The 24,277-nt window shown below is 73.9% G+C and carries 27 protein-coding genes; 17 read left to right on the top strand and 10 right to left on the bottom strand.

What is annotated here, in order from left to right; genetic code table 11:
• Positions 1 to 6: 6 nt before the first annotated feature.
• A complete protein-coding gene (locus tag OG899_RS01540) occupies positions 7 to 603 on the bottom strand; it encodes an RNA polymerase sigma factor (protein ID WP_125497682.1) in 597 nt (198 codons plus the stop codon).
• Here OG899_RS01540 and OG899_RS01545 point away from each other — a divergent pair.
• The 3 genes from OG899_RS01545 to OG899_RS01555 all read left to right on the top strand — a co-directional run bounded on the left by OG899_RS01545 (position 602) and on the right by OG899_RS01555 (position 4,245).
• Entirely contained in the window at positions 602 to 1,972 is a 1,371-nt protein-coding gene (locus OG899_RS01545; protein ID WP_125497683.1) for a serine/threonine-protein kinase, read from the top strand. The genes OG899_RS01540 and OG899_RS01545 overlap by 2 nt on opposite strands.
• A gap of 195 nt (positions 1,973 to 2,167) precedes the next feature.
• On the top strand, positions 2,168 to 2,902 hold the full coding sequence (locus OG899_RS01550) for a DUF4232 domain-containing protein (protein WP_125497684.1): 735 nt from the start codon (positions 2,168 to 2,170) through the stop codon (positions 2,900 to 2,902).
• Positions 2,903 to 2,994: 92 nt separating this feature from the next.
• Complete coding sequence (locus OG899_RS01555; RefSeq protein WP_125497685.1) at positions 2,995 to 4,245, top strand: SLC13 family permease; 1,251 nt, start codon at positions 2,995 to 2,997, stop codon at positions 4,243 to 4,245.
• Between the two features lie 90 nt (positions 4,246 to 4,335).
• Here the strand turns inward: OG899_RS01555 and OG899_RS01560 are convergent, their stop codons facing one another.
• Positions 4,336 to 4,593, bottom strand: a complete 258-nt coding sequence (locus OG899_RS01560; RefSeq protein WP_168130976.1) for a hypothetical protein — start codon at positions 4,591 to 4,593, stop codon at positions 4,336 to 4,338.
• 446 nt (positions 4,594 to 5,039) lie between these two features.
• On the opposite strand from OG899_RS01560, the gene OG899_RS01565 reads away from it, so the two are divergent.
• Entirely contained in the window at positions 5,040 to 5,642 is a 603-nt protein-coding gene (locus OG899_RS01565) for a universal stress protein (RefSeq protein ID WP_189427673.1), read from the top strand.
• Positions 5,643 to 5,716: 74 nt separating this feature from the next.
• Here OG899_RS01565 and OG899_RS01570 read toward each other — a convergent pair whose 3' ends face one another.
• Positions 5,717 to 6,685, bottom strand: a complete 969-nt coding sequence (locus tag OG899_RS01570; RefSeq protein ID WP_125497688.1) for an aldo/keto reductase — start codon at positions 6,683 to 6,685, stop codon at positions 5,717 to 5,719.
• A 112-nt stretch (positions 6,686 to 6,797) separates the two neighbouring features.
• The gene (locus tag OG899_RS01575; protein ID WP_406311188.1) at positions 6,798 to 7,478 is read right to left on the bottom strand and encodes an FMN-dependent NADH-azoreductase; all 681 of its coding nucleotides are present in this window, start codon (positions 7,476 to 7,478) and stop codon (positions 6,798 to 6,800) included.
• A 70-nt stretch (positions 7,479 to 7,548) separates the two neighbouring features.
• Between OG899_RS01575 and OG899_RS01580 the strand changes: the two genes are divergently transcribed.
• Positions 7,549 to 8,451, top strand: a complete 903-nt coding sequence (locus tag OG899_RS01580; protein ID WP_185867835.1) for a sigma-70 family RNA polymerase sigma factor — start codon at positions 7,549 to 7,551, stop codon at positions 8,449 to 8,451.
• A 16-nt stretch (positions 8,452 to 8,467) separates the two neighbouring features.
• Here the strand turns inward: OG899_RS01580 and OG899_RS01585 are convergent, their stop codons facing one another.
• Together OG899_RS01585 and OG899_RS01590 are read right to left on the bottom strand one after the other, a co-directional pair.
• Positions 8,468 to 8,665, bottom strand: a complete 198-nt coding sequence (locus tag OG899_RS01585; protein ID WP_125497689.1) for a ferredoxin — start codon at positions 8,663 to 8,665, stop codon at positions 8,468 to 8,470.
• 13 nt (positions 8,666 to 8,678) lie between these two features.
• On the bottom strand, positions 8,679 to 9,938 hold the full coding sequence (locus OG899_RS01590) for a cytochrome P450 (protein WP_406310869.1): 1,260 nt from the start codon (positions 9,936 to 9,938) through the stop codon (positions 8,679 to 8,681).
• 381 nt (positions 9,939 to 10,319) lie between these two features.
• Between OG899_RS01590 and OG899_RS01595 the strand changes: the two genes are divergently transcribed.
• From OG899_RS01595 to OG899_RS01620, 6 genes are all read left to right on the top strand, one after another.
• Positions 10,320 to 10,772, top strand: a complete 453-nt coding sequence (locus OG899_RS01595) for a nitroreductase family deazaflavin-dependent oxidoreductase (protein WP_125497691.1) — start codon at positions 10,320 to 10,322, stop codon at positions 10,770 to 10,772.
• 412 nt (positions 10,773 to 11,184) lie between these two features.
• Complete coding sequence (locus OG899_RS01600) at positions 11,185 to 12,204, top strand: glutathione S-transferase family protein (RefSeq protein WP_125497692.1); 1,020 nt, start codon at positions 11,185 to 11,187, stop codon at positions 12,202 to 12,204.
• Positions 12,205 to 12,301: 97 nt separating this feature from the next.
• Positions 12,302 to 12,601 carry a DUF4235 domain-containing protein gene (locus OG899_RS01605; RefSeq protein WP_125497693.1) on the top strand — a complete coding sequence of 100 codons (300 nt, stop codon included), beginning with the start codon at positions 12,302 to 12,304 and terminating at the stop codon, positions 12,599 to 12,601.
• A gap of 179 nt (positions 12,602 to 12,780) precedes the next feature.
• Positions 12,781 to 13,731, top strand: a complete 951-nt coding sequence (locus OG899_RS01610) for an NADP-dependent oxidoreductase (RefSeq protein WP_125497694.1) — start codon at positions 12,781 to 12,783, stop codon at positions 13,729 to 13,731.
• Between the two features lie 182 nt (positions 13,732 to 13,913).
• The gene (locus tag OG899_RS01615; RefSeq protein ID WP_125497695.1) at positions 13,914 to 14,294 is read left to right on the top strand and encodes an STAS domain-containing protein; all 381 of its coding nucleotides are present in this window, start codon (positions 13,914 to 13,916) and stop codon (positions 14,292 to 14,294) included.
• Positions 14,295 to 14,578: 284 nt separating this feature from the next.
• Positions 14,579 to 15,832: a lectin gene (locus tag OG899_RS01620; protein ID WP_406310870.1), complete on the top strand. Its 1,254-nt coding sequence runs from the start codon at positions 14,579 to 14,581 to the stop codon at positions 15,830 to 15,832.
• A gap of 168 nt (positions 15,833 to 16,000) precedes the next feature.
• Here OG899_RS01620 and OG899_RS01625 read toward each other — a convergent pair whose 3' ends face one another.
• Positions 16,001 to 16,240: a hypothetical protein gene (locus OG899_RS01625; protein ID WP_125497697.1), complete on the bottom strand. Its 240-nt coding sequence runs from the start codon at positions 16,238 to 16,240 to the stop codon at positions 16,001 to 16,003.
• A 473-nt stretch (positions 16,241 to 16,713) separates the two neighbouring features.
• Between OG899_RS01625 and OG899_RS01630 the strand changes: the two genes are divergently transcribed.
• The 3 genes from OG899_RS01630 (at position 16,714) to OG899_RS01640 (ending at position 19,906) form a co-directional block, all read left to right on the top strand.
• Entirely contained in the window at positions 16,714 to 17,751 is a 1,038-nt protein-coding gene (locus tag OG899_RS01630; protein WP_406310871.1) for a PHP domain-containing protein, read from the top strand.
• 232 nt (positions 17,752 to 17,983) lie between these two features.
• Positions 17,984 to 18,640: an HAD family hydrolase gene (locus OG899_RS01635; RefSeq protein WP_125497698.1), complete on the top strand. Its 657-nt coding sequence runs from the start codon at positions 17,984 to 17,986 to the stop codon at positions 18,638 to 18,640.
• Positions 18,641 to 18,874: 234 nt separating this feature from the next.
• Positions 18,875 to 19,906, top strand: a complete 1,032-nt coding sequence (locus OG899_RS01640) for an SDR family oxidoreductase (RefSeq protein WP_168130973.1) — start codon at positions 18,875 to 18,877, stop codon at positions 19,904 to 19,906.
• 147 nt (positions 19,907 to 20,053) lie between these two features.
• Here OG899_RS01640 and OG899_RS01645 read toward each other — a convergent pair whose 3' ends face one another.
• The 3 genes from OG899_RS01645 to OG899_RS01655 form a co-directional block, all read right to left on the bottom strand.
• On the bottom strand, positions 20,054 to 20,341 hold the full coding sequence (locus OG899_RS01645; RefSeq protein WP_125497700.1) for a hypothetical protein: 288 nt from the start codon (positions 20,339 to 20,341) through the stop codon (positions 20,054 to 20,056).
• Positions 20,342 to 20,477: 136 nt separating this feature from the next.
• A complete protein-coding gene (locus OG899_RS01650; protein ID WP_308431431.1) occupies positions 20,478 to 21,230 on the bottom strand; it encodes a DUF6624 domain-containing protein in 753 nt (250 codons plus the stop codon).
• Positions 21,227 to 21,763 carry an ATP-binding protein gene (locus OG899_RS01655; RefSeq protein WP_168130972.1) on the bottom strand — a complete coding sequence of 179 codons (537 nt, stop codon included), beginning with the start codon at positions 21,761 to 21,763 and terminating at the stop codon, positions 21,227 to 21,229. The genes OG899_RS01650 and OG899_RS01655 overlap by 4 nt, the downstream gene beginning before the upstream one ends.
• Positions 21,764 to 22,013: 250 nt before the next feature.
• Between OG899_RS01655 and OG899_RS01660 the strand changes: the two genes are divergently transcribed.
• The 3 genes from OG899_RS01660 to OG899_RS01670 all read left to right on the top strand — a co-directional run bounded on the left by OG899_RS01660 (position 22,014) and on the right by OG899_RS01670 (position 24,263).
• The gene (locus OG899_RS01660; protein WP_229813768.1) at positions 22,014 to 22,880 is read left to right on the top strand and encodes a helix-turn-helix transcriptional regulator; all 867 of its coding nucleotides are present in this window, start codon (positions 22,014 to 22,016) and stop codon (positions 22,878 to 22,880) included.
• Between the two features lie 3 nt (positions 22,881 to 22,883).
• The gene (locus tag OG899_RS01665; RefSeq protein ID WP_125497702.1) at positions 22,884 to 23,138 is read left to right on the top strand and encodes a DUF397 domain-containing protein; all 255 of its coding nucleotides are present in this window, start codon (positions 22,884 to 22,886) and stop codon (positions 23,136 to 23,138) included.
• Positions 23,139 to 23,453: 315 nt separating this feature from the next.
• The gene (locus tag OG899_RS01670) at positions 23,454 to 24,263 is read left to right on the top strand and encodes an SAM-dependent methyltransferase (protein ID WP_125497703.1); all 810 of its coding nucleotides are present in this window, start codon (positions 23,454 to 23,456) and stop codon (positions 24,261 to 24,263) included.
• Positions 24,264 to 24,277 lie beyond the last annotated feature (14 nt).

The following is a 24,277-nucleotide window of genomic DNA, read 5'->3' on the forward strand; positions in this document are numbered from 1 at the left end:
CCGCCCTCAGGCACCCGCCAGCCAGGGCCTGACCTGACGCCGGGCCTGGTGCAGCCGCGACTTGAAGGTGCCCAGCGGGACCCCCGCCCGTTCGGCGGCCTCGGCGTACTCCAGCTGGCAGATGTCCCGGTACACCAGCGGCGCCACCAGATGCGGATGCTCCCGCTCCAGCCGCTCCAGCGCCTCCAGCAGATCCACCCGGGAGCCCGCGATGACACTGGTGGTGCGCGGGTCGATGTGCTGGGCGGGCTCGATCGTGGCGGGCTGCTCGGCGGCGCGCCGGCGCAGCTCCCGGTACTTCTGCCGGCAGCAGTTGGCGACGACCGTGTACAGCCAGGTGGAGAAGCGGCTGCGGCCCTGGAAGCCGGTGATGTTCCGGGAGAGCGCCAGCAGCACGTCCTGCGCGGCCTCCTCGGCGTCCTCCCGGCACGGCAGGAAACGTCCGCAGCGCCGCACCACCTCGGGGCGGATCAGGGTGAGCAGTTCCGCCAGCGCGGCACCGTCACCGGCGGCGGACCGCCGGGCCAGGTCCTCGGTCAGCACCGCATCCGGCACGGCAGGCCCCCTCGGGAGTAGATCTCTGAGCAGGCATGATAGTCCCATGCACTCAGCCCAGCGGATCGGCCGCTACCGGATCGAGCGGTGCCTCGGCACCGGTGCCTTCGGCACGGTCTGGCTGGCCCGGGACGACGACCTCGACGCCCAGGTGGCCGTGAAGGTCCTCGCCGAGAACTGGGCGCACCGCCTGGACGTGCGGGAACGGTTCCTGTCCGAGGCGCGGATGCTGCGCAGGGCCGGCTCCCCCCGGGTGGTGCAGGTGTACGACATCGGGGAGCTGCCCGACGGCCGGCCGTACTTCGTCATGGAGTACGCCGACGCCGGCACCCTCGCCGACCTGGTCGCCGACGGTCCGCTGCCGGTGCCGGAGGCGCTGCGGCTGACCGCGCTGGCGGCGCGCGGCGCCCACGCCCTGCACGAGGCGGGCATCGTGCACCGCGACGTCAAGCCGAGCAACGTCCTGCTGAGCACCGCGCCGGACGGCACCCGGCGGGTGCTGCTCGCCGACCTGGGGCTCGCCAAGAGCCTGGCCGAGGCCTCCGGGCTGACCCTGGCGGCGGGATCGGCCGGGTACCGGCCGCCGGAGCAGGCGAGCCCGGGCAGCGGCATCGACGCCCGGGCCGACGTCTACAGCCTGGGCGCGGTCGGGTACGAGCTGATCACCGGTGTGGTGCCGGCCGAGCCGGGCGACGTGGTGCCGCCCCGGCGGCTGCGGCCCGGCCTGGACGCCGCCGTGGAGCGGGCGCTGCTGCGCGCGCTCGAGGCCGACCGGGCGAAACGCTGGCCGGACGCCGGGGCGTTCGCGGACGCACTGGAGCAGCTGGCCGGGGCCGATTCGGGCCGGCCGCGGCGCCGCGGCCGGGTCCGGCTGCTCGCCGCGGCGGCCGCGGTGACGGTGCTCGGCGTCGGTGGGACGGGGCTGGCGCTGGCGCTGCGGCCCGGTCCGGCTCCGCAGGTGCGGGTCGCGGACGCCAGCGGGCGGATCACGGTGCACGTCCCGGCCGACTGGGCGCGGCAGCTGCGGGACTCCGGCTGGGACCCGGGGGTGCTGGGCCTGCCCGCCGGGCACGAGCCGGCGCTCGCCGTCGCCGACGACCTGTCCCGCTGGCAGGATCCCTCGTCCGACGTGGACGGGGTCTTCGTCGGGCTGAGCGCGAGGGGCGACGTCAGGGCGCGGGTGGACGCCGTCTCCCACACCGGCTGCCACTACGACGGCGAGCGTTCCTGGACCGGCGAGCGGTTCAGGGGCGTCGTCCGGTCCTGGAGCCGCTGCACCGGCGGCGGCAGGATCACCGAGTCCGCGCTGGTCCCGGCGGCCGCCTCGGCGAGCCGGGACCAGGTGTACGTGCAGATCCGCAGGCACGGCGGTGCCGACGCGACCGACCGTGTGCTCGCCGCCCTGCGGGTGAGCTGACCCCGTACGGGTGACCTGCGTCGGGCCCGGAAACGGGAAGAGATGCCCGTGACAGGCCGCGGACGGAGCGGGCGAGAAAAAATCCCGCGCGAGCCGCGAACTTCCCGCCCGGTGCGCGCATCAGAACCCGGTGACGGCGCCACCGGGCGCCGGACGCACGCACCGCGTGCGACGAACTCTGCAGGAGCGTGGAACATGGCATACACCTTCCCGTCCCGTCACCGCACCCTCGCGCTGGCGAGCGCGGGCGCACTGACCGTGCTGGGCCTGCTGTCGGCCTGCGGCACCGGCAGCGACACCGTCAGCTCGCCGCAGAAGGTGCCGGGCGCCGCCGCGCCCGCGACCGGTGACGCGACGAACGGCGACACCCCGCCCGGCGCGGCCTCCGGGGCGAGCACCCCGGCCGACGACAGCGCCGCGCGCCCGGACGGGAGCAGCGGGAGCACCGGCTCCGCCCCGTCCGCGCACTCCTCCGGCACCAGGGCCGCCCCCCAGGGCACGTCCGCGGGCAGCACCCGCTGCCACACCTCCGAGCTGCGGGCCACGGTCGGCCGGAACGACCCGGGCGCCGGGCAGGAGAACTTCCCGCTGGTCCTCACCAACGTCTCCAGCCGCACCTGCACGGTGCGCGGCTACCCGGGTGCCGCGTTCGTGGACGCCTCCGGCAAGCAGCTCGGGCCGGACCCGAAGCGTTCCCCGGGGTCGCCCTCGACCGTGACGCTGCAACCGCACGAGAGCGCCTGGGCGGGCCTGACCTTCGCCAACCCCGAGGTCAGCGAGGCGCGGGCGGCGACCCCGGCCACGCTGGTGGTGACCCCGCCGGACGAGCGGGACCCGCTGCGGGTGCGCTGGACGGCCGGGCCGGTCCCGGTCGGCGGCAACGCCTCCTCGGTGTATGTGACGGTCCTGCGCCCCGGCACCGGTCCGTGACGGACCCCGGTGCCCGGCCACCGGCGCGGACCTGGTACGTCCGTCTGCTTTGATGATCGGGCACCGTCGACCGTGTCCGAAGGATCCGAGCCCTGAACAGCCCTTACCCGCAGACTCTGTCCGTCGTCCTGCTCGTCGCGGTCCTGGTGTGGGCCGTGGTGCGGCCCTTCGGCCTGCCGGAGGCCGTCATGGCGGTTCCGGCGGCCGCCGTGGCCGTGGCGACCGGGGTGGTCTCGCCGGAGCACGCACGAGCCGAGGCCGAACGGCTCGGGCCGGTGGTCGGGTTTCTGGCCGCCGTGCTGGTCATCGCGCACTTCTGCGCCGAGGAAGGGCTGTTCCGGGCCTGCGGGGCGTGGACGGCCCGGTGGGCGCGCGGGCGGCCGTCACGGCTGCTGACCGCGGTGTTCGCGCTCGCCTCGGTGATCACGGCGGTGCTCAGCCTGGACGCCACGGTCGTGCTGCTCACGCCGGTGGTGTTCGCCACTGCCGCACACTCCGGCGTGCGCCCCAAGCCACATGTGTACGCCTGCACCCACCTGTCGAACACCGCGTCGCTGCTGCTGCCCGTGTCCAATCTGACGAATCTGCTGGCGTTCACGGCGAGCGGCCTGAGCTTCACCCGGTTCGCGGCGCTGATGGCGCTGCCCTGGCTGGTGGCGATCGGCGCGGAGTACCTGGTCTTCCGGCGTTTCTTCGCGCACGATCTCGCGGTGGCGGCGCCCGCTCCGGCCACCGGCGAGCCGCCCGCGCTGCCGCTGTTCGCGCTGGTCACGGTGGTGTGCACACTGGCCGGGTTCGTGGTCGCCTCGCTGGTGGGGGTGGACCCGGCGTGGGCGGCGCTGGCCGGGGCCCTGGCGCTGGCGGGGCGGGCGCTGGTGCGTCGGCGGGCCACGCCGCTGACGGTGGTGCGGGCGGCGGCGCCCGCGTTCCTGGTGTTCGTCCTGGCGCTCGGGATCGTGGTGCGCGCGGTGGTCGACCACGGGCTCGGCGACGCCCTCGGCCACGTCCTGCCCGGCGGCACGTCGCCCGCGGCGCTGCTGGCGACCGCCGCGATCGCCGCCGTCCTGGCCAACCTGATCAACAACCTGCCCGCGGTGCTGGTCCTGCTGCCGCTGGCCGCCCCGGCCGGTCCGGGCGCCGTGCTCGCGGTGCTGCTGGGCGTCAACATCGGCCCGAACCTGACCTACGCCGGGTCGTTGGCGACCCTGCTGTGGCGCAGGATCGTCCACCAGCACGAGCACCGGGTGGACCTGAGGGAGTTCACCCGTCTGGGTCTGCTGGCCGTGCCGGCGGCGCTCGTGCCCGCGGTGTTGGCCCTGTGGGGGTCGCTGCACATTTTCTGATCGTGCTGTTCTTCGGTGCTCCTGCCGCGGATCGTGATCTTGCCGATGGGGGGTGCCCCGTTTCGGTGCGCGCGTCTGTGTGAGCGGTGGTCAGCGCGGCAGGTCGTGGCTCAGGAGCGAGTGACCGCAGGATCCGCGCCGACACCTCCCTTCGTGGCCCCCTTGCAGGAAGTGGGGGCACGGGCACGCCAGGCAGTGGAAATCTCCCTGATCGTTCCATCCGCTCCTGGTCAGCCGTTCCCGAGCCGTGGCCTGCCGGGTGCGAACCTGGTCCTCGATCGAGCTGAAGTCGGCCTCGTTCGCTTCGAAGGCTCGCCTTAGGGCATCGGTGATCTCCTGCTGCTTCATGACGTCTCCTCGTGACACGGCAGATGCCTTCTCCCCCCTGCCTCCACCCTGGCGCGGTCCCGCAGCCCTCGCACATCAGCCACCGAACGCGGGCCGGCACGGATCGGCCACGCACACGACCGGGTGGACATGGCGGGTGGACATGGGCGGGTCGCTCAGCAGCTGCTGCATGATGAAGCAGCCGTCACCGCACGGCAGGACGTCCTCAGCGATGCCCGGATGCCGCGGTCCGCGCGGAGATCGCCCGCCGCACGAGAACCGTGGTGCACGGGACCGCGCACCGGTCGGAGCCGCAAGCGTTCCCCGCGAGGTCGTACGACACCGGAGAGCCGGCCCGGCGCCCCGGCACACGCTCGGGGCGGACGACGGGACGTCACGGACGCGGTCTCGCCGCGGCCGCGCCGCCCACGGGTGTGCGCGGTGAGGGTCGTGAAGGGAGCCGCCGTATGCGGGTGATCGCCTGGCTCGTCGAGGGCACCTGGCCGGCCTGTGTGGACGCCGTGCGCGCCCATGCCCCGCGGTCCGCGGAGGTGGTGCTGCTGCACGTCAGCGAGGAGGAGATGCCGGCGCTGGCGCACGGGGCGTTCGCCGGGCTGCTCGGCCGCGGGCATCCCCGCCGGCCGCGCCCGCCCGGGGACTGGGGCTGCGACCCGGGTGAGCAGGTGGCGGCCCTGGGCGGTGCCTCGGCGGGCGAGCTGCTGGAGGCGGCCGCCGCCCGGCTGGGGCGCCCGTGCACCCGGGTGGAGCAAACCGGGCGGCCCGAGCGGGAGGTGGTGGCGGCCGCCGAGGGCGCCGGTCTGCTGGTGCTGGCCCGCGACGGGGACCGCGCCCGGCTGGGGCCGCGCAGTCTCGGGCCGGCGGCGCGTTTCGTCGTCGACCATGCGCCGTGCCCGGTACTGCTGGTGTGGCCGGCGACGGCCCCCGGCCTGACGACGCTGCCCCCGCCCCCGCCGGAGGGGCCGCCGCCGGACGGACCGCCTCCGGTCGGGCCGCCGTTCGGCGGGCCCCGGCCGCCGGGCCCGCCCCCGCCGCCTCCGGGACGGCGGTGAGACGGCCCGCGCGCCGGGGCCGCCGGCGGTTCACGAGCCGGCCCGCGCGGTGCCGGCGGTCCGGGCGGGCGTCATCAGTGGCCGCTGACCGCGTGCGGCACGTAGGGCTCCTCCAGCTGCTCGATCTCCTCGTCGGTGAGCCGCAGCTCCAGCGCCGCCACCGCGTCCTCGAGATGGCCGGGCTTGGACGCGCCGACGATCGGGGCGGTCACCGTGTCCTGGTGCAGCAGCCAGGCCAGGGCCACCTGGGCCCGCGGGACGCCGCGCTCCTGGGCGATACGGGAGACCGCCTCGACGATGACACGGTCGCTGTCCTGGTAGAGCCGGCTGCCGAACTCGTCCGTGGTGCTGCGGCCGGTCTCGGTCCCCCAGTCACGGGTGAGGCGGCCACGCGCCAGCGGGCTCCAGGGCAGCACACCGACCCCCTGGTCCTCGCACAGCGGGAGCATCTCCCGCTCCTCCTCGCGGTAGAGCAGGTTGTAGTGGTTCTGCATGGACACGAACCGGGTCCAGCCGCCCAGCTCCGCGGTGTACTGCGCCTTGGAGAACTGCCAGGCGTACATGGAGCTGGCCCCGATGTAGCGCGCCTTGCCCGCCTTGACGACGTCGTGCAGCGCCTCCATCGTCTCCTCGATCGGCGTGTGCGGGTCCCAGCGGTGGATCTGGTACAGGTCGACGTAGTCGGTGCCGAGGCGGCGCAGGCTGTTGTCGATCTCGGTCATGATCGCCTTGCGGGACAGGCCGCCGCCGTTGGGCCCGGGCCGCATCCGGCCGTGCACCTTGGTGGCGAGAACGATCTCGTCGCGGCGGGCGAAGTCGCGCAGCGCCCGGCCGACGATCTCCTCGCTGGTGCCGTCGGAGTAGACGTTGGCCGTGTCGAAGAAGTTGATCCCGGCCTCCAACGCCTGCCGGATCAGCGGCCGGGAGGCATCCTCGTCCAAGGTCCACTCGTGCGCGCCGCGGTCGGGGACGCCGTAGGTCATGCAGCCCAGGCAGATCCGCGACACGTCCAGGCCGGTCGAACCGAGTTTCACATACTGCATCGATGGTGCTCCTGCCTCGAAGTGGTTGCCCGGCCGAGCGTATTCCCTCACGGATCGTCATGGACGGCCGCAACGGTGCCGGATGCGTGCGCCGCACCGCCGGCAGGCCGGGTCACTCGGCGGCGGCCAGGGCGGTCACCTGGGCGCGGGCCCGGTCGAGCGAGCGGGCCGCTCGCTCCTCGAGCCCGGCGAGGTGCGGCAGGACGTCGGCGCGGGTCAGTTCGGCGGCGACGACGTGCAGGCGCTCCGGTGCCACCCCCAGGTTGCCGAAGTACGCCTTCAGGTACGGCGTCTGGAAGTCGAAGGACGCGCGCGGGGTGCCGGGCCCGTAGGCCCCGCCGCGGGCCATGACCAGGACGACGCGGGTCGCGCGCAGCACGCTCTGACCGGTGTCCGGGTCGGTGAACGCCCCGGGGAACGTCACCCGGTCGATCCACGCCTTCAGCGCGGCGGGCACCGAGAAGTTGTACATCGGCACGCCGAGCAGCACGGTGTGGGCGGAGCGCAGCTCCTCGATCAGCGGCAGCGTCAGCTCCCATTCGCGCCGCTCGGCGGGACCGTCCAGGAGAGCGGGGACCTTCTCCGGGGGCACGAGTCCTTCGCGTTCCACGCGGCGTCCCAGAGCGGTGTAGGCCGCCGTCAGCGGCGGCACCGGGTCGGCGGCGAGGTCGCGGTGGCGGCAGACGGCCGTGCCGTCGTGCACGGCGCGCCAGGCGGTGACGAAACGCCGGGTGAGCCGGCGGCTCACCGAGTCGGCCACCGGGTCGGCACTGGAGTCGATGTGCAGCAGCATCATCACGGGTCACCTCGCTCGTACGAATTCCGACGAAAGGGTGACGGAGCACGGAACGGAAAGGTGACCGATGGGTGCGGTGACGGACGAGGAGGAGCTGGCCCGGCGGTTCGAGGAGCGGCGCGGCCGGCTGCGGGCGATCGCGTACCGGATGCTGGGCTCGGCGGGCGAGGCCGAGGACGCGGTGCAGGAGACCTGGCTGCGGCTCGGCCGCACCGGGGGCGACGGCATCGGCCGTCTCGACGGCTGGCTGACCACGGTGGTCTCCCGGGTCTGCCTGGACATGCTGCGGGCACGTGCCGCGCGCCGGGAGGAGACCTACGGACACGACGTGCCGCAGCGGGCGGACGAGGGTGCGGGGGCCGTGCCCGAGGAGGAGGTGCTGCTCGCCGACTCGGTGGGGGTGGCGCTGCTGGTCGTCCTGGACCGGCTCAGCCCGCCGGAGCGGGTGGCCTTCGTGCTGCACGACCTGTTCGCGGTGCCCTTCGACCGGATCGCCGCCGTCCTGGACCGCTCGCTGCCGGCCGCGAAGAAGCTGGCCAGCCGGGCCCGGGGCAAGGTGCGCGGGGCGCCCGCGGTGCCGGGCGCCGAGCTGGGGCGGCAGCGTGCGGTGGTCGAGGCGTTCCTGACCGCCGCGCGCGGTGGCGACCTGTCCGCGCTGCTGGACGTCCTGGCCCCCGATGTGGTGCGCCGGGCCGATCCGGTGGTGCTGCCGCCCGGGGTGCCGGCGGAGCTGCGCGGTGCCCGGGACGTGGCCCGCGGCACGGTCGCCCTGCGAGAGCGGGCGCGGTTCGCCGCGCCCGCGCTGGTCGACGGGGGTGTCGGGGCCGTGGTGGCGCCGGCCGGCCGGCTGCTGTGCGTGCTGCGGATCGCCGTGCACGACGGCCGGGTGCAGTCCTACGAGGTGGTCGCGGATCCCAAGCGGCTGCGGGGCCTGCACCTGGCGGTGCTCGACCTTCCGGCGGGCGCCTGAGGCACTGGCGCGGACCTCACCGGTCCGCCGGGGTCACCGTGATCGCGCCGACGGGGCAGGCCCGCGCGGCCTCGCGGACCAGGGGCCCGTCGTCGTTCCCGTGTCCGGGCAGCAGGGTGCTGAGGCCGTCGTCGTCCTGGGTGAACACCTGCGGGGCGGTCAGCGCGCACTGGCCGGCGCCGATGCAGCGGTCCTTGTCGATGTCGATGGGCATGGCGGCGTGCCTCTCACCAGGTCACGGGGAGTTCCAGCATCCCCTGGATGGTGTCTCCGGGTTTGAAGGGGATCGTCTCGGGCTCGGCGGCGAGCCGGAGCGCGGGCAGCCGGCGGAAGAGGGTGCTCAGGGCGATCTCCAGCTCGGTGCGGGCGAGGTTCTGGCCCAGGCACTGGTGGATGCCGAAACCGAAGGCGAGATGGTGGCGGGCAGGACGGTGGAAGTCGAGGGAGTCGGGGTCCTCGTAGACCGTCTCGTCGCGGTTGACGACCGAGGTGGAGACGAGCACGCCCTCGCCGGCCCGGATGACCGTCCCGTCCACCTCGATGTCCTCGGTGGCCACCCGCAGCAGCCCGTCCGCGATGGACAGCATGCGCATCAGCTCCTCCACGGCCGCCGGCCACAGCGCGGGGTCGGCGCGCAGCTCGGCCAGCCGGTCGGGATGCTGCAGCAGGGTGAAGGTGCCCAGCGAGATCATGTTGGCGGTCGTCTCGTGCCCGGCGACGAGCAGGATGAGGGCGAGCCCGATCAGCTCCTTGCGGTCGAGTTCGCCGGCGCGCAGCTGGTTGCGCACCAGCTCGTCCAGGACGCCGTCGCCGCTCTCCCCGTTCTGCTTGCGGTCGATCAGGTCGCCCAGGTAGGCCTCCAGGTGTTCGCGGGCGGCCTGGGTGTCGGCGGCGGTCGGGCCGCGCAGCAGCATCCGGGACTGTGCCTCGAAGAACTCGTGGTCGGCGTAGGGGACGCCGAGCAGCGCGCAGATCACCATGGAGGGCACGGGCAGCGCGAACGCTGGGACGAGGTCCGCGGGGGCACCGCGGTCGGTCATCCGGTCCAGCAGGCCGTCGACGATGCGCTGGATGTCGGGCCGGAGCGCGACGGCGCGTTTGAGGGTGAAGCTGGGGACCAGCATGCGCCGCTGGGTGCGGTGCTGCGGGTCGTCGACGCCGAGCAGGGCGGTGGTGCGGTCCCGTACGGCCGCGAATCGCGGCGTGGTCATCGGGAAGCCCTCGCGGGTGCGGTCGGTGGACAGGCGCGGGTCGGCGAGCAGGGCGCGGGCGGCGGTGTGCCCGGTGACCATCCAGACCGGCCGGCCGTCGTAGAGGGTGACACGGGTGAGCGGGCGGGCGGTGCGCAGGGGGTCGTAGCCGGTGGGCGGGTGGTACGGACAGGTGCGGTCCTGCGGGAACGCGACCGGCTCCACCGGTGCCGCGCCGGAGGGTGCGCCGGCCGGCGAGGATGCGCTGGTGGGCGGTGCGGTGGTGGAGTCCGGCATGTCAGACCTCGCAGACGTCAGGGTGCGTCGAGCCGGTGTTCATGAGATGCCCCGGGGCATCCATCGTGCGACGCGGCATCCGGCCAGAACCGGCGCTGGAGGAGATATGGCTAGGAATCGACTCTTCCGCATCGTAGTCCGGCTGCTCCGGCGCGGCTCGGGACGACGGGATCCGGCCAGGTCCCCGGCACGGCAGGCGGTCGGCGCCGTTCCGCCCGCCGCTGTGCGGCGCTCGCCCGGGCGGCACTCGCCGTGCGACGGACGGCGGTCCACGGGGCGCACCGGTGGCGCTCCGAGCGAGGGCAGAGGTGAAATCGACAGGGCACCGCTGTTGTCGCCGGCGCACCGTCGGTGAGGCACCACGACGAGAGGACGGACGCCATGCCCCTCGAAGGCGAGTACGAACCCAGCCCGCAGGAATGGGTCCGCAAGCACGTGGAGGTGTACGAGGGTTCGGGCGGCACCAAGGGCACCACGCTGCCGGACACCGACTATCCGGTCGTCGTGCTGACCACGCGGGGTGCGCGCAGCGGGAAGCTGCGCAAGACGCCGGTGATGCGCGTGGAGCACGACGGGCGGTACGCGGTGGTGGCGTCCCTGGGCGGTGCGCCCCAGCACCCGCTGTGGTATTTCAACCTCAAGGCCGACCCCCGGGCCGAGCTGCAGGACGGTCCGGTCAAGCAGGACGTGCGGGCCCGTGAGGTGACCGGCGAGGAGAAGGCCGAGTGGTGGGAGCGGGCGGTGGCCGCCTACCCGCCGTACGCCGAGTACCAGCAGAAGACGTCGCGGGAGATCCCGGTGCTGGTGCTGGACCCGGTGCCGGAGGGGCACTGAAGCGGCCGTGCGGCCGTCAGCGGCAGGGCGCTGACGGCCGTCGGCGGGCGACGGTCCGCCGGGCGACGGTCCGCCACCGTGACGGCGTCCGCCCCGGCCGCCCCCGGCCCGGCGGCCCGGCCGCACCGGTCCCCCGGCGCATCCGTCCGGGTCCTTCGCGACCTCCGTCCGGGGACGATCCGGGCCGGACAGGCATGGGATGCCCGCAGTCGGGGCACGCACAGGTCAGGCCCCGCCGCGCTCCCCCGTCGCGGCGGGGCTTCACCCTGCCGCCCGGGTTGCCGGCGCCGTCCGGGCCGCGGCTGCCACCGCGTCCGCGGCCGGCCGGGCCTGTGACCGTGTCGGTACGCCGTGCGGACGGCGGGATTCGGGGAACGTGTCCCCGCAGGACCCTACGGCGGAAGGACGAGGCATGAGCGACGGCGCCGACGGCAACCGCTCCCTGGGGCACACACCGTTCAAGCGGTCCCGCAGCCACTTCGCGGACCGGATCACCGCCGACGGCCGGGACGGCTGGCCGGTGGAACCCGGCCGGTACCGGCTGGTGGTGAGCCGTGCCTGTCCGTGGGCGAGCCGGTCGCTGATCTCGCGGCGGCTGCTCGGGCTGGAGGACGCCCTGTCGCTGGCCGTGGCCGACCCGATCCAGGACGACCGCAGCTGGCGTTTCACCCTGGACCCCGGCGGACGCGACCCGGTGCTCGGGATCCGCTACCTCAGCGAGGCCTACGACCGGCGGGAGACGGGCTACCCCGGCGGAGTGAGCGTGCCGGCGATCGTGGACATCCCCAGCGGTGCCCTGGTGACCAACGACTACCAGCAGATCACGCTGGACTTCGCCACCGAGTGGACGGCCCTGCACCGGCCCGGCGCCCCCGACCTCTACCCGCAGCAGCGCCGCGACGAGATCGACACGGTGATGGCCGAGGTGTACGAGGACGTCAACAACGGGGTGTACCGGGCGGGGTTCGCCACCGGTCAGAAGGAGTACGAGGAGGCGTGCGAGGGCGTGTTCCGGCGGCTGGAGCTGCTGGCGGACCGGCTCGCCCGGCAGCGCTACCTGGTCGGCGACACCATCACCGAGGCGGACATCCGGCTGTTCACGACACTGGTCCGTTTCGACGCCGTGTATCACGGACACTTCAAGTGCAACAAGTGGAAACTCGCGGAGCACCCGGTGCTGTGGGCGTACGCCCGGGATCTGTACCAGACACCCGGTTTCGGCGACACGGTCGACTTCGACCACATCAAGCGCCACTACTACCAGGTGCACACCGGCATCAACCCGACCGGCATCGTGCCGCTGGGCCCCGACCTGACCGGCTGGCTGGCGCCGCACCACCGGGAGGAGCTGGGCGGCCGTCCCTTCGGCGACGGGACACCTCCGGGCCCGGTGCGTCCCGAGGAGGAGGTGCCGCCGCAGGGCAGGCCCTGAGAAACCGGACGCCGCAGGGCAGGCCCTGATCCGACGGCGCTCCTGGCTCGTCCCGGCCCGCTGACGCGCCCGACGCGTGACGCGCAAGGAGACACAGGTGGCCAAGAAGAAGCGCAAGTTCCCCGTCGCCTACCAGCCGATCGGCTATGCGCTGGGCTGGGCCGGCGGAACACTGGCCGGGAAGGCGTTCCGGACCACGTGGAAGGTCCTCAGGCACGAGGACGACGCGCCGGACGCCCTGGACCGGGACCGCCGCTGGGGTGAGATCCTGCTGGCCTCGGCGGTGCAGGGGGCGATCTTCGCCGTGGTGCGCAGTGCCGTGGACCGGGCGGGCGCCCGGGCCGTCGAGCGGACGACCGGGGTGTGGCCGGCCAAGGCACGAGGCGGCCGTGCCTGAACGGCCGGGGCCCCGAACATGCGGGGCGATCCGTGCCGCAGCCGACCGGGCTGCGGCACGGCACCGTCCTGCCCGGTCGGCCGGTCCTTCCTGCCGGTCGCCCCGGCGGTCACCCCAGGGGACACCGGACGGGCGGGCCGCCGTTGTCGCCGTGAGTGCAGGCAGGCAGGCTTGATCACATGAGTGAGATCACGACGATGCGGGCCGTCGGGCAGGACGTGCTCGGCGGTCCCGAGGTGCTCCGGCTGATCGAGGTGGAGCGGCCGGTGCCGCGGCCCAACGAGGTGCTGGTGCGGGTGCGGGCGGCCGGGGTCAACCCCACCGACTGGAAGCACCGCGCCACCGGAGCCTTCCTCGGCGAGCCGCCGTTCGTGCTGGGCTGGGACGTCTCCGGCGTGGTCGAGGAGACCGGGCTCGGTGTGGCCCTGTTCCAGCCCGGCGACGAGGTCTTCGGCATGCTGCCGTATCCGTTCGGCCACGGCTCGCACGCCGAGTACGTGATCGCACCGGCGCGAGCCCTGGTGCCCAAGCCGGCCGCGCTCGACCATGTCCAGGCGGGCGCGCTGCCGCTGGTCTCGCTGACCGCCTGGCAGGCCCTGGTCGAGCACGCGGACCTGCGCGCCGGGCAGCGGGTGCTCATCCACGCGGCGGCCGGCGGGGTGGGCCATGCGGCCGTGCAGATCGCCACGGCGCGCGGTGCGTACGTCATCGGCACCGCGAGCGCCGGCAAGCACGACTTCCTGCGCGGCATCGGTGTGGACGAGCCCGTCGACTACCGCACGACCGATGTCACCGAGGCCGTGCGGGACGTGGACGTGGTGCTGGACACCCTGGGCGGCGACACCTCGGTGCGTTCGCTGCGCACGCTGCGGCCGGGCGGCGTGCTGGTGTCGATCCTGCCGGTGGGTGACAGGACGCTGGACGAGGAGGCCGACCGGCTGGGGGTCCGGGTGGTGCGGATGCTCGTCGACGCCGATCAGTACGGGATGCGGGCGATCGCCGAGCTGGTGGAGTCGGGCAAGCTGCGGCCCACGATCGCCGGAACGTTCCCGCTGGCCGAGGCCGCCAAGGCGCACGAACTGGGCGAGACCGGCCGTACCACCGGCAAACTGGTGCTCGTCATGGACTGACCGGTGGAGTGACCGGCGGGGTGTCCGATGGAGTGACCGGAACTGACAGCAACCCGATGACATATGTCAATCGAAGATGCTGCAATTCACTCCAACGGGGGTAGGTTGCCGGGCAAGGGCAGGGGGCGCTCACCGGGGTCCTCCGCCCTCCCCGACCCGACCCGGTGGGAGGCGATGCCGTCGTGCCGCAGGATTCCGCGCCGCTCACCCGGCACGTACGGGTCCACCGGGACCGCGGCTGCACCGTACTGACGCTGAGCGGCGAGATCGACATCGCCGCGGCGGAGGAGATCGGTCCGTGCCTGGACCGCGCGACCGACCGGTCCGGGGCACGGGTGGTGATCGACCTGAGCGAGGTCGACTTCTTCGACTGCTCCGGACTGCGCCTGCTCTACCGGGCCCGCGGCCGGCTGCTGGAGCGGGGCGGCGAGCTGCGCCTGGTGTGCACGGACCCGCTGACGCTGCGCATCCTGAAGGCCACCGGTCTGGCTCGGCTGACCCCTGTGCAGCCGACGCTTCAGGCCGCACTGTCCCAGCCCGGCACGGGTACCGACCCCGGGTGACCTCGCAGGATGTGTCACCGGCGGATTGTCCCGCCGGTCGCCCCCTGCGCACCGGGCAGCACCTCCCCCGCCCCGCCGTCCCGGCGGCTCCCGGGTGGGCGCCGCTCACGCCCGTCGGCACGAGCGGCGCCGATCGCCGTTCCGCACAGCCGCTTCTCCCGCTGCGGTCTGGACCAAGGACTTGACGGGCCCTTACTTCACTTCTTAAATCAAGAACCGTCACATCCACCCCCCATCATGGTTTGGCGTGCCCCTGTCAGGGCCGCCGTACGGAAGGGAACGCCGTGGCCGGCCCACGCCTTCTCCGCAGATGTCTGCTCACCGCCCTGTCCGCCGTCCTCGCCGGGTCGGCTCTGGCCGCACCCGCCCAGGCGGCGGCACCGACGAGCAGCACCTCCTCCGCCGCCGCGGAGGTGACAACGTTCTCCGACACCTTCGACGGGCCCGCGGGCTCGCCCGTCGACAGCTCCAAGTGGCAGATGGAGACCGGGGACAACGTCAACAACCACGAGCGGCAGTACTACACCTCGGGCACGAACAACGCGGCCCTGGACGGCCAGGGGCACCTGGTCATCACCGCCAAGCGCGAGAACCCCGGCAACTACCAGTGCTGGTACGGCACGTGCCAGTACACCTCGGCCCGGCTGAACACCTCCGGGAAGTTCGCCGCGCAGTACGGCCACGTCGAGGCCCGGATGAAGGTTCCGCGGGGCCAGGGCATGTGGCCGGCGTTCTGGATGCTGGGCACCGACATCGGTGACGTCGGCTGGCCGAACTCCGGCGAGATCGACATCATGGAGAACGTCGGCTACGAGCCGTCCACGGTGCACGGCACCATCCACGGCCCGGGCTACTCCGGCTCCGGCGGCATCGGCGCCCCCTACTCCCTGCCGGGCGGTCAGGCGTTCGCCGACGACTTCCACACCTTCGCCGTCGACTGGGCCCCGGACTCCATCACCTGGTCGGTGGACGGCAACGTCTACCAGCGCCGCACCCCGGCCGACCTGGGCGGCAAGACCTGGGTGTTCAACAAGCCGTTCTTCCTCATCCTGAACCTCGCGGTGGGCGGCGACTGGCCCGGCGACCCGGACGGCTCCACCTCCTTCCCGCAGCAGCTGGTGGTCGACTCGGTCTCCGTCACCACGAGCAACACGGCCACCGGCACGGCGATCCGCGGCCTGGCCGGCAAGTGTGTGGACGTGGCCGCGGCGAACTCCGCCAACGGCACCCAGGTCCAGCTCTACGACTGCAACGGCACCGCCGCCCAGCAGTGGACGGTCGGCTCCGACGGCACCATCCGCGCCCTGGGCAAGTGCCTGGACGTGGAGGACAACGGCACCGCGGACGGCACCCCCGTCCAGCTGTGGGACTGCACCGGCGGCCCGAACCAGAAGTGGGTCGTCACCGACGCGCACGACATCGTCAACCCGCAGGCGGACAAGTGCCTCGACGTGAAGGACAACGACTCCGCCAACGGCACTCCGCTGCAGATCTGGAGCTGCAGCGGCAACGCCAACCAGAAGTGGACGGTCGGCTGAGCCTTCCGTCCGGGACACGGCACGGCCTCGGGGACCCGGCGCTCACGGTTCCCGAGGCCGTGCTCGTGCATGCGCCGCCCGGCGGCGTCCGGCCCTCCCGCCGCGACACCGCCTCGGCGTGCCGGCCACGGACGCAGGCGCTGCGCACACGCGCGAGCGACGGCGCACCTACCGGCGAGGCGTCCAGGTGAACTTGTCGCCGCCCACCCAGCGCACGGTGTCCGGGTCGTCCAGGTCGTGCACCGGGACACCGAACGCGGCGGCGACCTCCAGAACGTCGGTGACGGTCCTGGCCTCCCCCACCACCTGACCGTCGATCTCCACGATGCGGAACGGCGGATCGCCCGGATACACCCCGGACACCTTGATCCGCGGCCGGGAGATGCGAGGGCTGGCGCTTTCGGTCATGTCTTCCACCCTAGGACGTTTTGTCCGATACCTCCGGTCCGAGGTGCGGTGCCGGCGCCGGTCCGGGGTACCGCGCCGGCACCGACGGGAGCGGCGGGCGGCGGCAGGCCCGGCCGGGCCCTCGCCACCGGGGACCGGGCGAGTGTGTTCACGGACGCCGCCACTCGTCGCCGGTCAGGTCCACGTCCGGCGCCCGGCGCACCTCGGCGAGGCCGAGGTCGAGGAAGGGCGCCGACGTCCGTGCCCGCCGCGGCCGGCCGGACGGCGGTGGCGCGGCCGATGCCGGCGTCGGAGCCGGTGACGACGGCCATGGTGACGGCCGGGGGTGAGGTGCCGGACATGCTGGTCGCCTCCTCACAGCGGGCGGTGCTCCGGACGGGGCACCGCAGTACCCGGGGGTGTGCCGGACAAACCCGTGCCGCCGTGCGGTGCGCCCCGCCCGGACCGGGGCCACCCTGGTGGTGGAGGTGGCCATGGACCCCGTCGAGGCACTGGACCGGATCGCGTTCCTGCTGGAGCGGTGCCAGGCGCCGACGTATCGCGTGCGGGCCTTCCGCACGGCCTCGCGGGTGCTGTCCGCGCTGCCCGCCGGCGAGGTCGCCGAGCGTGCCGCGGCCGGGACCCTTCAGTCCCTGAAGGGTGTCGGACCGCGGACCGCCGAGGTGGTGCGGGAGGCGGTGGCCGGACAGGTGCCGGGGTACCTGCGCAGGCTCCAGGACGAGGCGGGCGGCCCGGCGACCGGCGCCGGGGCACGGCTGCGGGCGCTGCTGCGCGGCGACTGTCATCTGCACTCCGACTGGTCCGACGGCGGCAGCCCGATCGAGGAGATGGGCCGGGCCGCCGCGGACCTCGGCCACGAGTGGGCGGTGCTGACCGACCACTCGCCCCGGCTGACCGTGGCCCACGGGCTGTCCCCCGACCGGCTGCGCGAGCAGCTGCGGACGGTGGCGGAGCTGAACGAGACCTGGGCGCCGTTCCGGCTGCTGACCGGCATCGAGTGCGACATCCTTCCCGACGGTTCCCTCGACCAGGAACCGGAGCTGCTGGAGCGCCTCGACGTCGTCGTGGTGTCGGTGCACTCCCAGCTCCGCATGGACGCCCGGTCGATGACCCGTCGCATGGTGGCCGCCGTGCGCAACCCGCACGCGGACGTGCTGGGCCACTGCACCGGTCGGCTGCTGACCGGGCGGGGACGGCCGGAGTCCGTCTTCGACGCGGACGAGGTGTTCGCCGCGTGCGCCGAGACCGGCACCGCCTTGGAGATCAACAGTCGTCCCGAGCGCCTCGACCCGCCCCGGCGGCTGCTGCGGCGCGCCGTGGAGGCGGGGGTGCTGTTGGCCGTGGACACCGACGCGCACGCACCCGGCCAGCTGGACTGGCAGATGGGCGGTTGCGCCCGCGCCGAGGAGTGCGGGGTGCCGCCCGCCCGGGTGGTGACCACGTGGTCCGTGGACGACCTGCTGGCCTGGGCCGCCGAGCGCCGTCTGCCGGCCGGCGTGGCCGGCACCTGACGTGGTACCCGGCCGCACACCCCCGGGCGAACGGCGGCGGGTGACGGGCTGTGCGGACGGAGTCGCCGGACGTGCAGGTCCGCGCAGTGTCGCCGGACAGTTCGCCGGGCTCGCGGGTGCGGACGGTGTCGCCGGGCTCGCAGCGTGCCGGACAGCAGGAACCCGGCGTGCGGGTCGCCGGGCAGCAGGAACCCTACGTGTGGGTCGCCGGGCAGCAGAGAGGACGACGCCGATGGACCGTGCCGCCGTGTTCGACGTCGACGGAACCCTCGTCGACACCAACCACCTCCACGTGGTCACCTGGTGGGAGGCCTTCCGGCAGGCGGGCCACCGGGTGCCGATGCACGCCATCCACCGGGCCGTCGGCCTGGGCTCGGCCGATCTGATCGCCCGTCTGCTCGGCGAGGACCGCGACACCGGTGAGGACGCCCGGATCGGTGCGGCCCACACCACGCTGTACGCGCAGTACTTCGACCGGCTGCCCGCCTTCGCCGGCGCGGGGCGGCTGCTGCGCCGTCTGCACCAGGAGGGCTGGACGGTGGTCCTGGCCACCTCGGCGAGCGGTCCGGAGCTGCGCGCGCTGCGCCGCGCCCTCGACGCCGACGACGCCGTGGACGCCACCGCCTCCTCCGACGACGTGCGGCAGGGCAAGCCGGCGCCGGAACCGGTGGAACGCGCCCTGGAGTTGGCCGGGGTGCCTGCCGCGCGTGCGGTGTTCGTGGGCGACACGGTGTGGGACATGCGGGCCGGCGCCGCGGCCGGCGTGCGCTGTGTGGGGCTGCTGTGCGGCGGCATCCCGCGGGCCGATCTGACGGCGGCGGGCGCGGAAGAGGTGTACGACGATCCCGCGCACCTGCTGGCCGAGCTGGCGGACAGCGCGCTCGCCTGAACAGGGCCGTCGCCCCTCTGCGCGGTACGCGGCCGGGGACACCCTTCGGTACGCGGCCGCGCTCGCCGACGGCGGCTTCGCCCACAGGGCTCCGGTCGCGGTCCGCGCCGCCGCATCCCTCGGTGGCGCGGGCGGAAGCGTCCGCGGGGTGCGGCGGTCATGCGGCCGGGTGGATCCGGCGGTGCGGGGGTACTCGGGGGTGCGTCCGTCCGCCCTGCCGAGAGGAGACCCAAGGTGAGCAGTGCACCGGGCAACAGGGTCGTCGTCACGGGTGCCACCGGCAACGTCGGGACCAGTGTCGTCCGCCTCCTGTCCGAGGACCCGGACATCGGCACCGTCCGGGGCCTGGCCCGCCGGGTCCCCGACTGGTCGCCGCCCAAGACGGAGTGGTCCGCGGTCGACATCGCCTCGGAGGAGACCTCGCTCGCCGGTCAGTTCGCGGGCGCCGACGCCGTGATCCATCTGGCCTGGGCCTTCCAGCCCACGCACGATCCGGCGGCGACCTGGCGCACCAATGTCCTCGGCAGCATCCGGGTGTTCGAGGCGGTGGCCGCCGCCCGGGTGCCGACGTTGGTGCACGCCTCGTCCATCGGTGCCTACTCGCCGGGACCGAAGGACCGTCCGGTGGACGAGTCCTGGCCGACCCACGGCTGGCCGGACGCCGCCTACACCCGGGAGAAGGCCTACCTGGAGCGGGCCCTGGACATCTTCGAGCGGGACCACCCGGACATCAGGGTGGTGCGGTTGCGTCCCGGGTTCCTGTTCAAACGGGAGGCCGCGAGCGAGCAGCGGCGCATCTTCGGCGGCCGCCTCCTGCCGGGGCCGCTGGCGCGGCCCGAGCTGCTGCCGTTCCTGCCCGACATCCCCGGACTGCGGGTGCAGGCCCTGCACACCGACGACGGGGCCCGGGCCGTTCAGCTGGCGCTGCGGCACGAGGTGCACGGTGCCTTCAACCTGGCCGCCGACCCGCCGCTGGACGCCCGGGTGCTCGGCGAGCTGCTGGGCGTCCAGCGCCGGGTCCACCTGCCGCGCGGTGCCGCGCGCGGGGCGATCGCCGCCGCATGGGGGCTGCATCTGCTGCCCGCGTCGCCGCATCTGTTCGACGCGCTGCTGCGCCTCCCGCTGCTGGACTGCACCCGGGCGCACACGGAGCTGGGCTGGCAACCACGGCACACGGCGATCGAAGCCGTTCAGGAACTCCTCGACGGTCTGCACCACGGCGACGGTGCGGCCACCGAGCCGCTGCGCGGCCGCAAGGTCGGTTGACCCGGATCGCGGCGGCCACCGGGGAGCCGCCCGGAAGCACCGCCCGCCCCGGGGCGGCCGTCCGGACCGGGTGCGGGAGCACGACGACACCCGCCCGTTGCTCGATGCTCCGAGGCACCGGGCCGCCGTCGCTCGGTGCCGCCGTCGTCAGCCGGGCGACTCGTCCGGTGCCGGGTGGTCGGGGTTGACCGTGGCGGCCCGCGGTGCGCCGCGGCGCCCGGCGCCCGCCTCGTCCGTGTCGGGCAGCGACTCGTCCGGGACGGGTCCGCCCCGGTCGCCCGGGCGGCCTGACGTGGCTTCGGTGCCGCCCGCTCGGCGCGTGCGCGCCTCGGCGGCGTCCCAGGGGTCCTCGTCCGGGCGGGCCTGCTGGTCGGGCATGTCCCGGGGGACGGGCGCGCGCCTCGTTCCGGGTGTGTCCCGGGGGTGCTCGGGCATGGCCTGCTCCCTTCCCGCCGCACGGCGTGCTGGGCCGAGGCGCGGGTACCGCCCCGGTGACCGGCGACGAGGCGCGGGTACCGCCCCGGTGACCGGCGAAACCAGCCGTCCGGCCGCGCCCGGCCGGGCCGGGTGCTCAGCGGTGCAGCCGCAGCGCCCGCATCTGCTCCTCGAGCGGGCCGAGTCCCACGTCCTGGCGCCGCTCGTCGACCGTCTCCGGGCATCGGATCGGGTAGGGGCGCAGGGTGACGGGGTCGACGCGGGTCCCGTAGTACTGCGGTTCGCCCAGGTCCACGGCGCAGTGGTCGGCGATGTAGGCGAAGTGGACGGCGGGGACGCGGCCGTCCGCGGTGGCCTGTTCGATCAGATCCCGGCAGTGCAGCCGGAACGTCAGGTCGGGGGCGTGCAGCAGGATCATCAGCGCCGCGGTCGACGCGGCCGGACCCACGACGTCGACGGCGGGCCAGCCGTACCGCCGCACGATCGCCTCCAGGGCCGCGGCGTTGTCCCGGCGGCACTCGGCGAGGCGGCGGCGGAATGCGGGGGTGGGGCGGGTGCCGGCCGCGCGCGTCGCCTGCCGGTCCAGCCGGGCCCGGCGCATCAGCTCGTCCGCCACGGCGGGGCCGGACCTCTCGCCGGGGCCGGCGGCCTGTGCCGGTCCGGGGGACCACACCTGTCCAGGGGACTCCTCGTCGTCGTCCGGGCGCACGGCACCGGTCGGCCGGTCGCCGGTGTCCGACTGCTCGGCCTCCGTGGCACGGCTCCGGGGTGCCGGGGCGGCCGCGGAGGCCGTCGTCGGCCGCCGCCCGGTGAGCGTGCCCTGTGCGGCGGCCCGGGTTCCGGTTGCTGGGTTCGGGCAGGCCAGGGCCGGTCCGGGGAGCGCGGTCATCGCGTCCTCCCTTCCCGCAGCACGAACCACACCCTCTTCCCGCGGCAGCCGGCCTCGGGCGGGGACATGCCCCAGTCGTCGGCGAGCGCGTCCACGATGGCCAGTCCCCGTCCGCTCTCCGCGGCGGTGCCGGCGGTGCGGCGCTGCGGCAGGACGGGCGAGGAGTCCGCCACCGTCACCCTCAGGGTGCCGTCGCTCCATTCCACCGTGAGGGTGATGCTGTCGCGCGGACCGTCACTGGCGTGGGTGACAGCGTTGGCGAACAGTTCGTCCATGGCCAGCACCGCGGTGTCGCACCGGTCCGCCGACAACGGCAGCCGGACCAGCTGCGCGGTGACGAGCCGCCTGAGGGCCGACGCCCAGGAGGGGTCCGCAGGCACCGTGATCCGAAGACGCACCGGCTCGGGCGTCGCTCTGGCCGTACCGACGACCGTGTCGTATCCGTGGGGCTCGGGCGGCCCGATCAGAACGGCCGGCGCTCGGCCGGCCGGGCCGCCCTCGGCGTTCGGCTGTCCAGCGGTCACGGTGGTCATCCAGATATCGCCTCGCAGTCCCGTGCATGCGGTGGGAACACCGCAAGCGGCGGGCCGTCGGTTCCCCGCCGGTGCCCGCGGTGAGCCCGGAGACAGGGCCCGTGCGGCGGCCCCCCGGATCACTATGATGTGATACACACTCAGCTCGCAACTGGCGTTCTGATAATTTCAGGAAGACTCACATCACCCTGCCGTTGTCGCCGGGAGCATGGCACACTGCCGCTGTGGCAGCCGTTCCGGGAGGTCAGGAGTGAGCGAGAACCGCTCTGGCGGCACCGCGCCCACCGTCCTGCGGATGGTCCTCGGCAAACGCCTGCGGCAGCTGCGGGAACAGGCCGGACTGTCGTTCGAGGAAGCGGCGCGGGCCCTGGGCGTGACGTCGCTGACCGTCCGCCGCATGGAGAAGGCCGAGGTCGGCCTGCGCATCGCGTATGTGAAGGAACTGCTGCGCACCTACGGAGCGGCGGCCGAGGAGATCGACGACTTCGTCGACATGGCCCGCGAGGCCAACAAGCCCGGCTGGTGGTACTCGTACCGGGATGTGCTGCCCGAGTGGTTCAAGGCGTACGTGAGCCTGGAGAGCGAGGCCAGCGTCATCCGCCTGTACGAACCGCATTATGTGCCCGGCCTGTTGCAGACCCGGGAGTACGCCGCCGCGCTGTTCCGGATCGGTTTCCCCAACGAGTCCGAGGAGGAGATCGCCCGCCGCGTGGATCTGCGGATGCGGCGTCAGGACCTGCTGAGCAAACCGAACGCCCCGGTGATGTGGGCCATCGTGGACGAGACGGTGCTGCGCCGTCCCGTCGGCGGCGCCGAGGTGATGCGGGCGCAGATGGACCGCATGATCGAGGCGCTGGAGATACCGACGGTGCGGATCCAGGTCATGCGGTTCTCCGCGGGTGCCCACCCGGGAGCGTACGGCCCCTTCCACCATTTCCGGTTCGGCTTCTCCGAACTGCCCGACATCGTCTACACGGAGAACCTGGCGGGCTCGGTCTACTACGACCGGCCCGAGGACGTCGTCACCTACCTGGAGGTCCTGGACCGGATGTCCGTGCAGGCGGAGCCGGTCAGCCGGACCAAGGACATCCTGGACGAGCTGCGTAAGGAGTTGTGATCCATGGCCACTGCGTCCTTCGACGACACCGTCCGCAACGGCATGCCGGCCGGTGGACTCGGCACCGAGGGCTGGCACAAGCCCTGGAGCGGGACCAACGGCGGCTCCTGCGTGGAGGCGAAGCGGCTGCCCGACGGCAGGGTGGCGGTGCGTCAGTCCACGGACCCGGACGGCCCGGCGCTGATCTTCACCCGTGAGGAGATGGCGACGTTCCTCAGGGGCGCCAAGGCGGGTCTGGCGGACTTCCTGGTCGACTGACCGCCGCAGGAACACCGGGTGCCCGTCCGGCGGGCCGGGCGCCCGCGGCGCACGCCGCCGGGGACGGCCGGGCCGTCGCCCGCACCGACCAGGGCCGGACCGCTTCCGGGCCGCGACCGAACCGTGCCCGGGCCGCGGACCGGCCCGACCCCGCGGGACCGTCCGCGCGCACCTCCCGCCGCGCGGACGGTCCCGCCCCCCGTCCCGGCCGCCGGACACCGCCGCTCCGCCCGCCGTCGTCAACTCACCTTTCGCAGCCACGCGTTGACGGTAAGTTGCCTTCCGACCGCGTGATGCACGGCAGAGAGGTCCACCATGGCAGAAGGCCAGCTCACCCCACACCAGGAAGCGCTGTCCAAGATCGACACAACGGTGCCGCACTCGGCCCGCATCTGGAACTACTGGATGGGCGGCAAGGACAACTACGAGGTCGACCGGATCGCGGGCGACGCCTACCGCGCGCACGCCCCCGCCATCGAGACGATGGCCCGCACCTCCCGCCAGTACCTGATCCGTGCCGTGACCTTCGTCGCCCGCGATCTCGGCATCCGCCAGTTCCTCGACATCGGCACCGGGCTGCCCACCTACGACAACACCCACCAGGTCGCCCAGCGCATCGCCCCCGAGTCCCGCATCGTCTACGTCGACAACGATCCGCTGGTGCTCCGTCACGCCCAGGCGCTGCTGACCAGCACGCCCGAGGGCGTCACCGAGTACATCGACGCGGACCTGCACGAGCCCGAACGCATCCTGGAGCAGGCCTCCGCGACGCTGGACTTCGGCCGGCCGGTGGCGCTGATGCTCATGGGCATCCTCGGGCACATCCAGGACTACGAGGAGGCGAGGTCGATCGTCCGCCGCCTCCGGGCCGCCCTGCCGCCGGGCAGCTGCTTCGTCCACTACGACGGCACGGACACCGACGAGGCGCTCAAGCAGGCCCAGCAGGGCTACGACGACACCGGCGCCGTGCCGTACGTGCTGCGCAGCCCCGAGCAGCTGGCCGCCTTCTACGAAGGTCTGGAGCTGGTCGAGCCGGGCATCGTCTCCTGCCCGCTGTGGCGCCCGGAGCCCGGCACCACGCCCGAGCCCACCCACATCCACGGCGGTGTGGCCCTCAAGCGGTGACCGGCCCCCACCCC

This window comes from Streptomyces thermoviolaceus (assembly GCF_045209695.1).
Classification (GTDB): domain Bacteria; phylum Actinomycetota; class Actinomycetes; order Streptomycetales; family Streptomycetaceae; genus Streptomyces; species Streptomyces thermoviolaceus.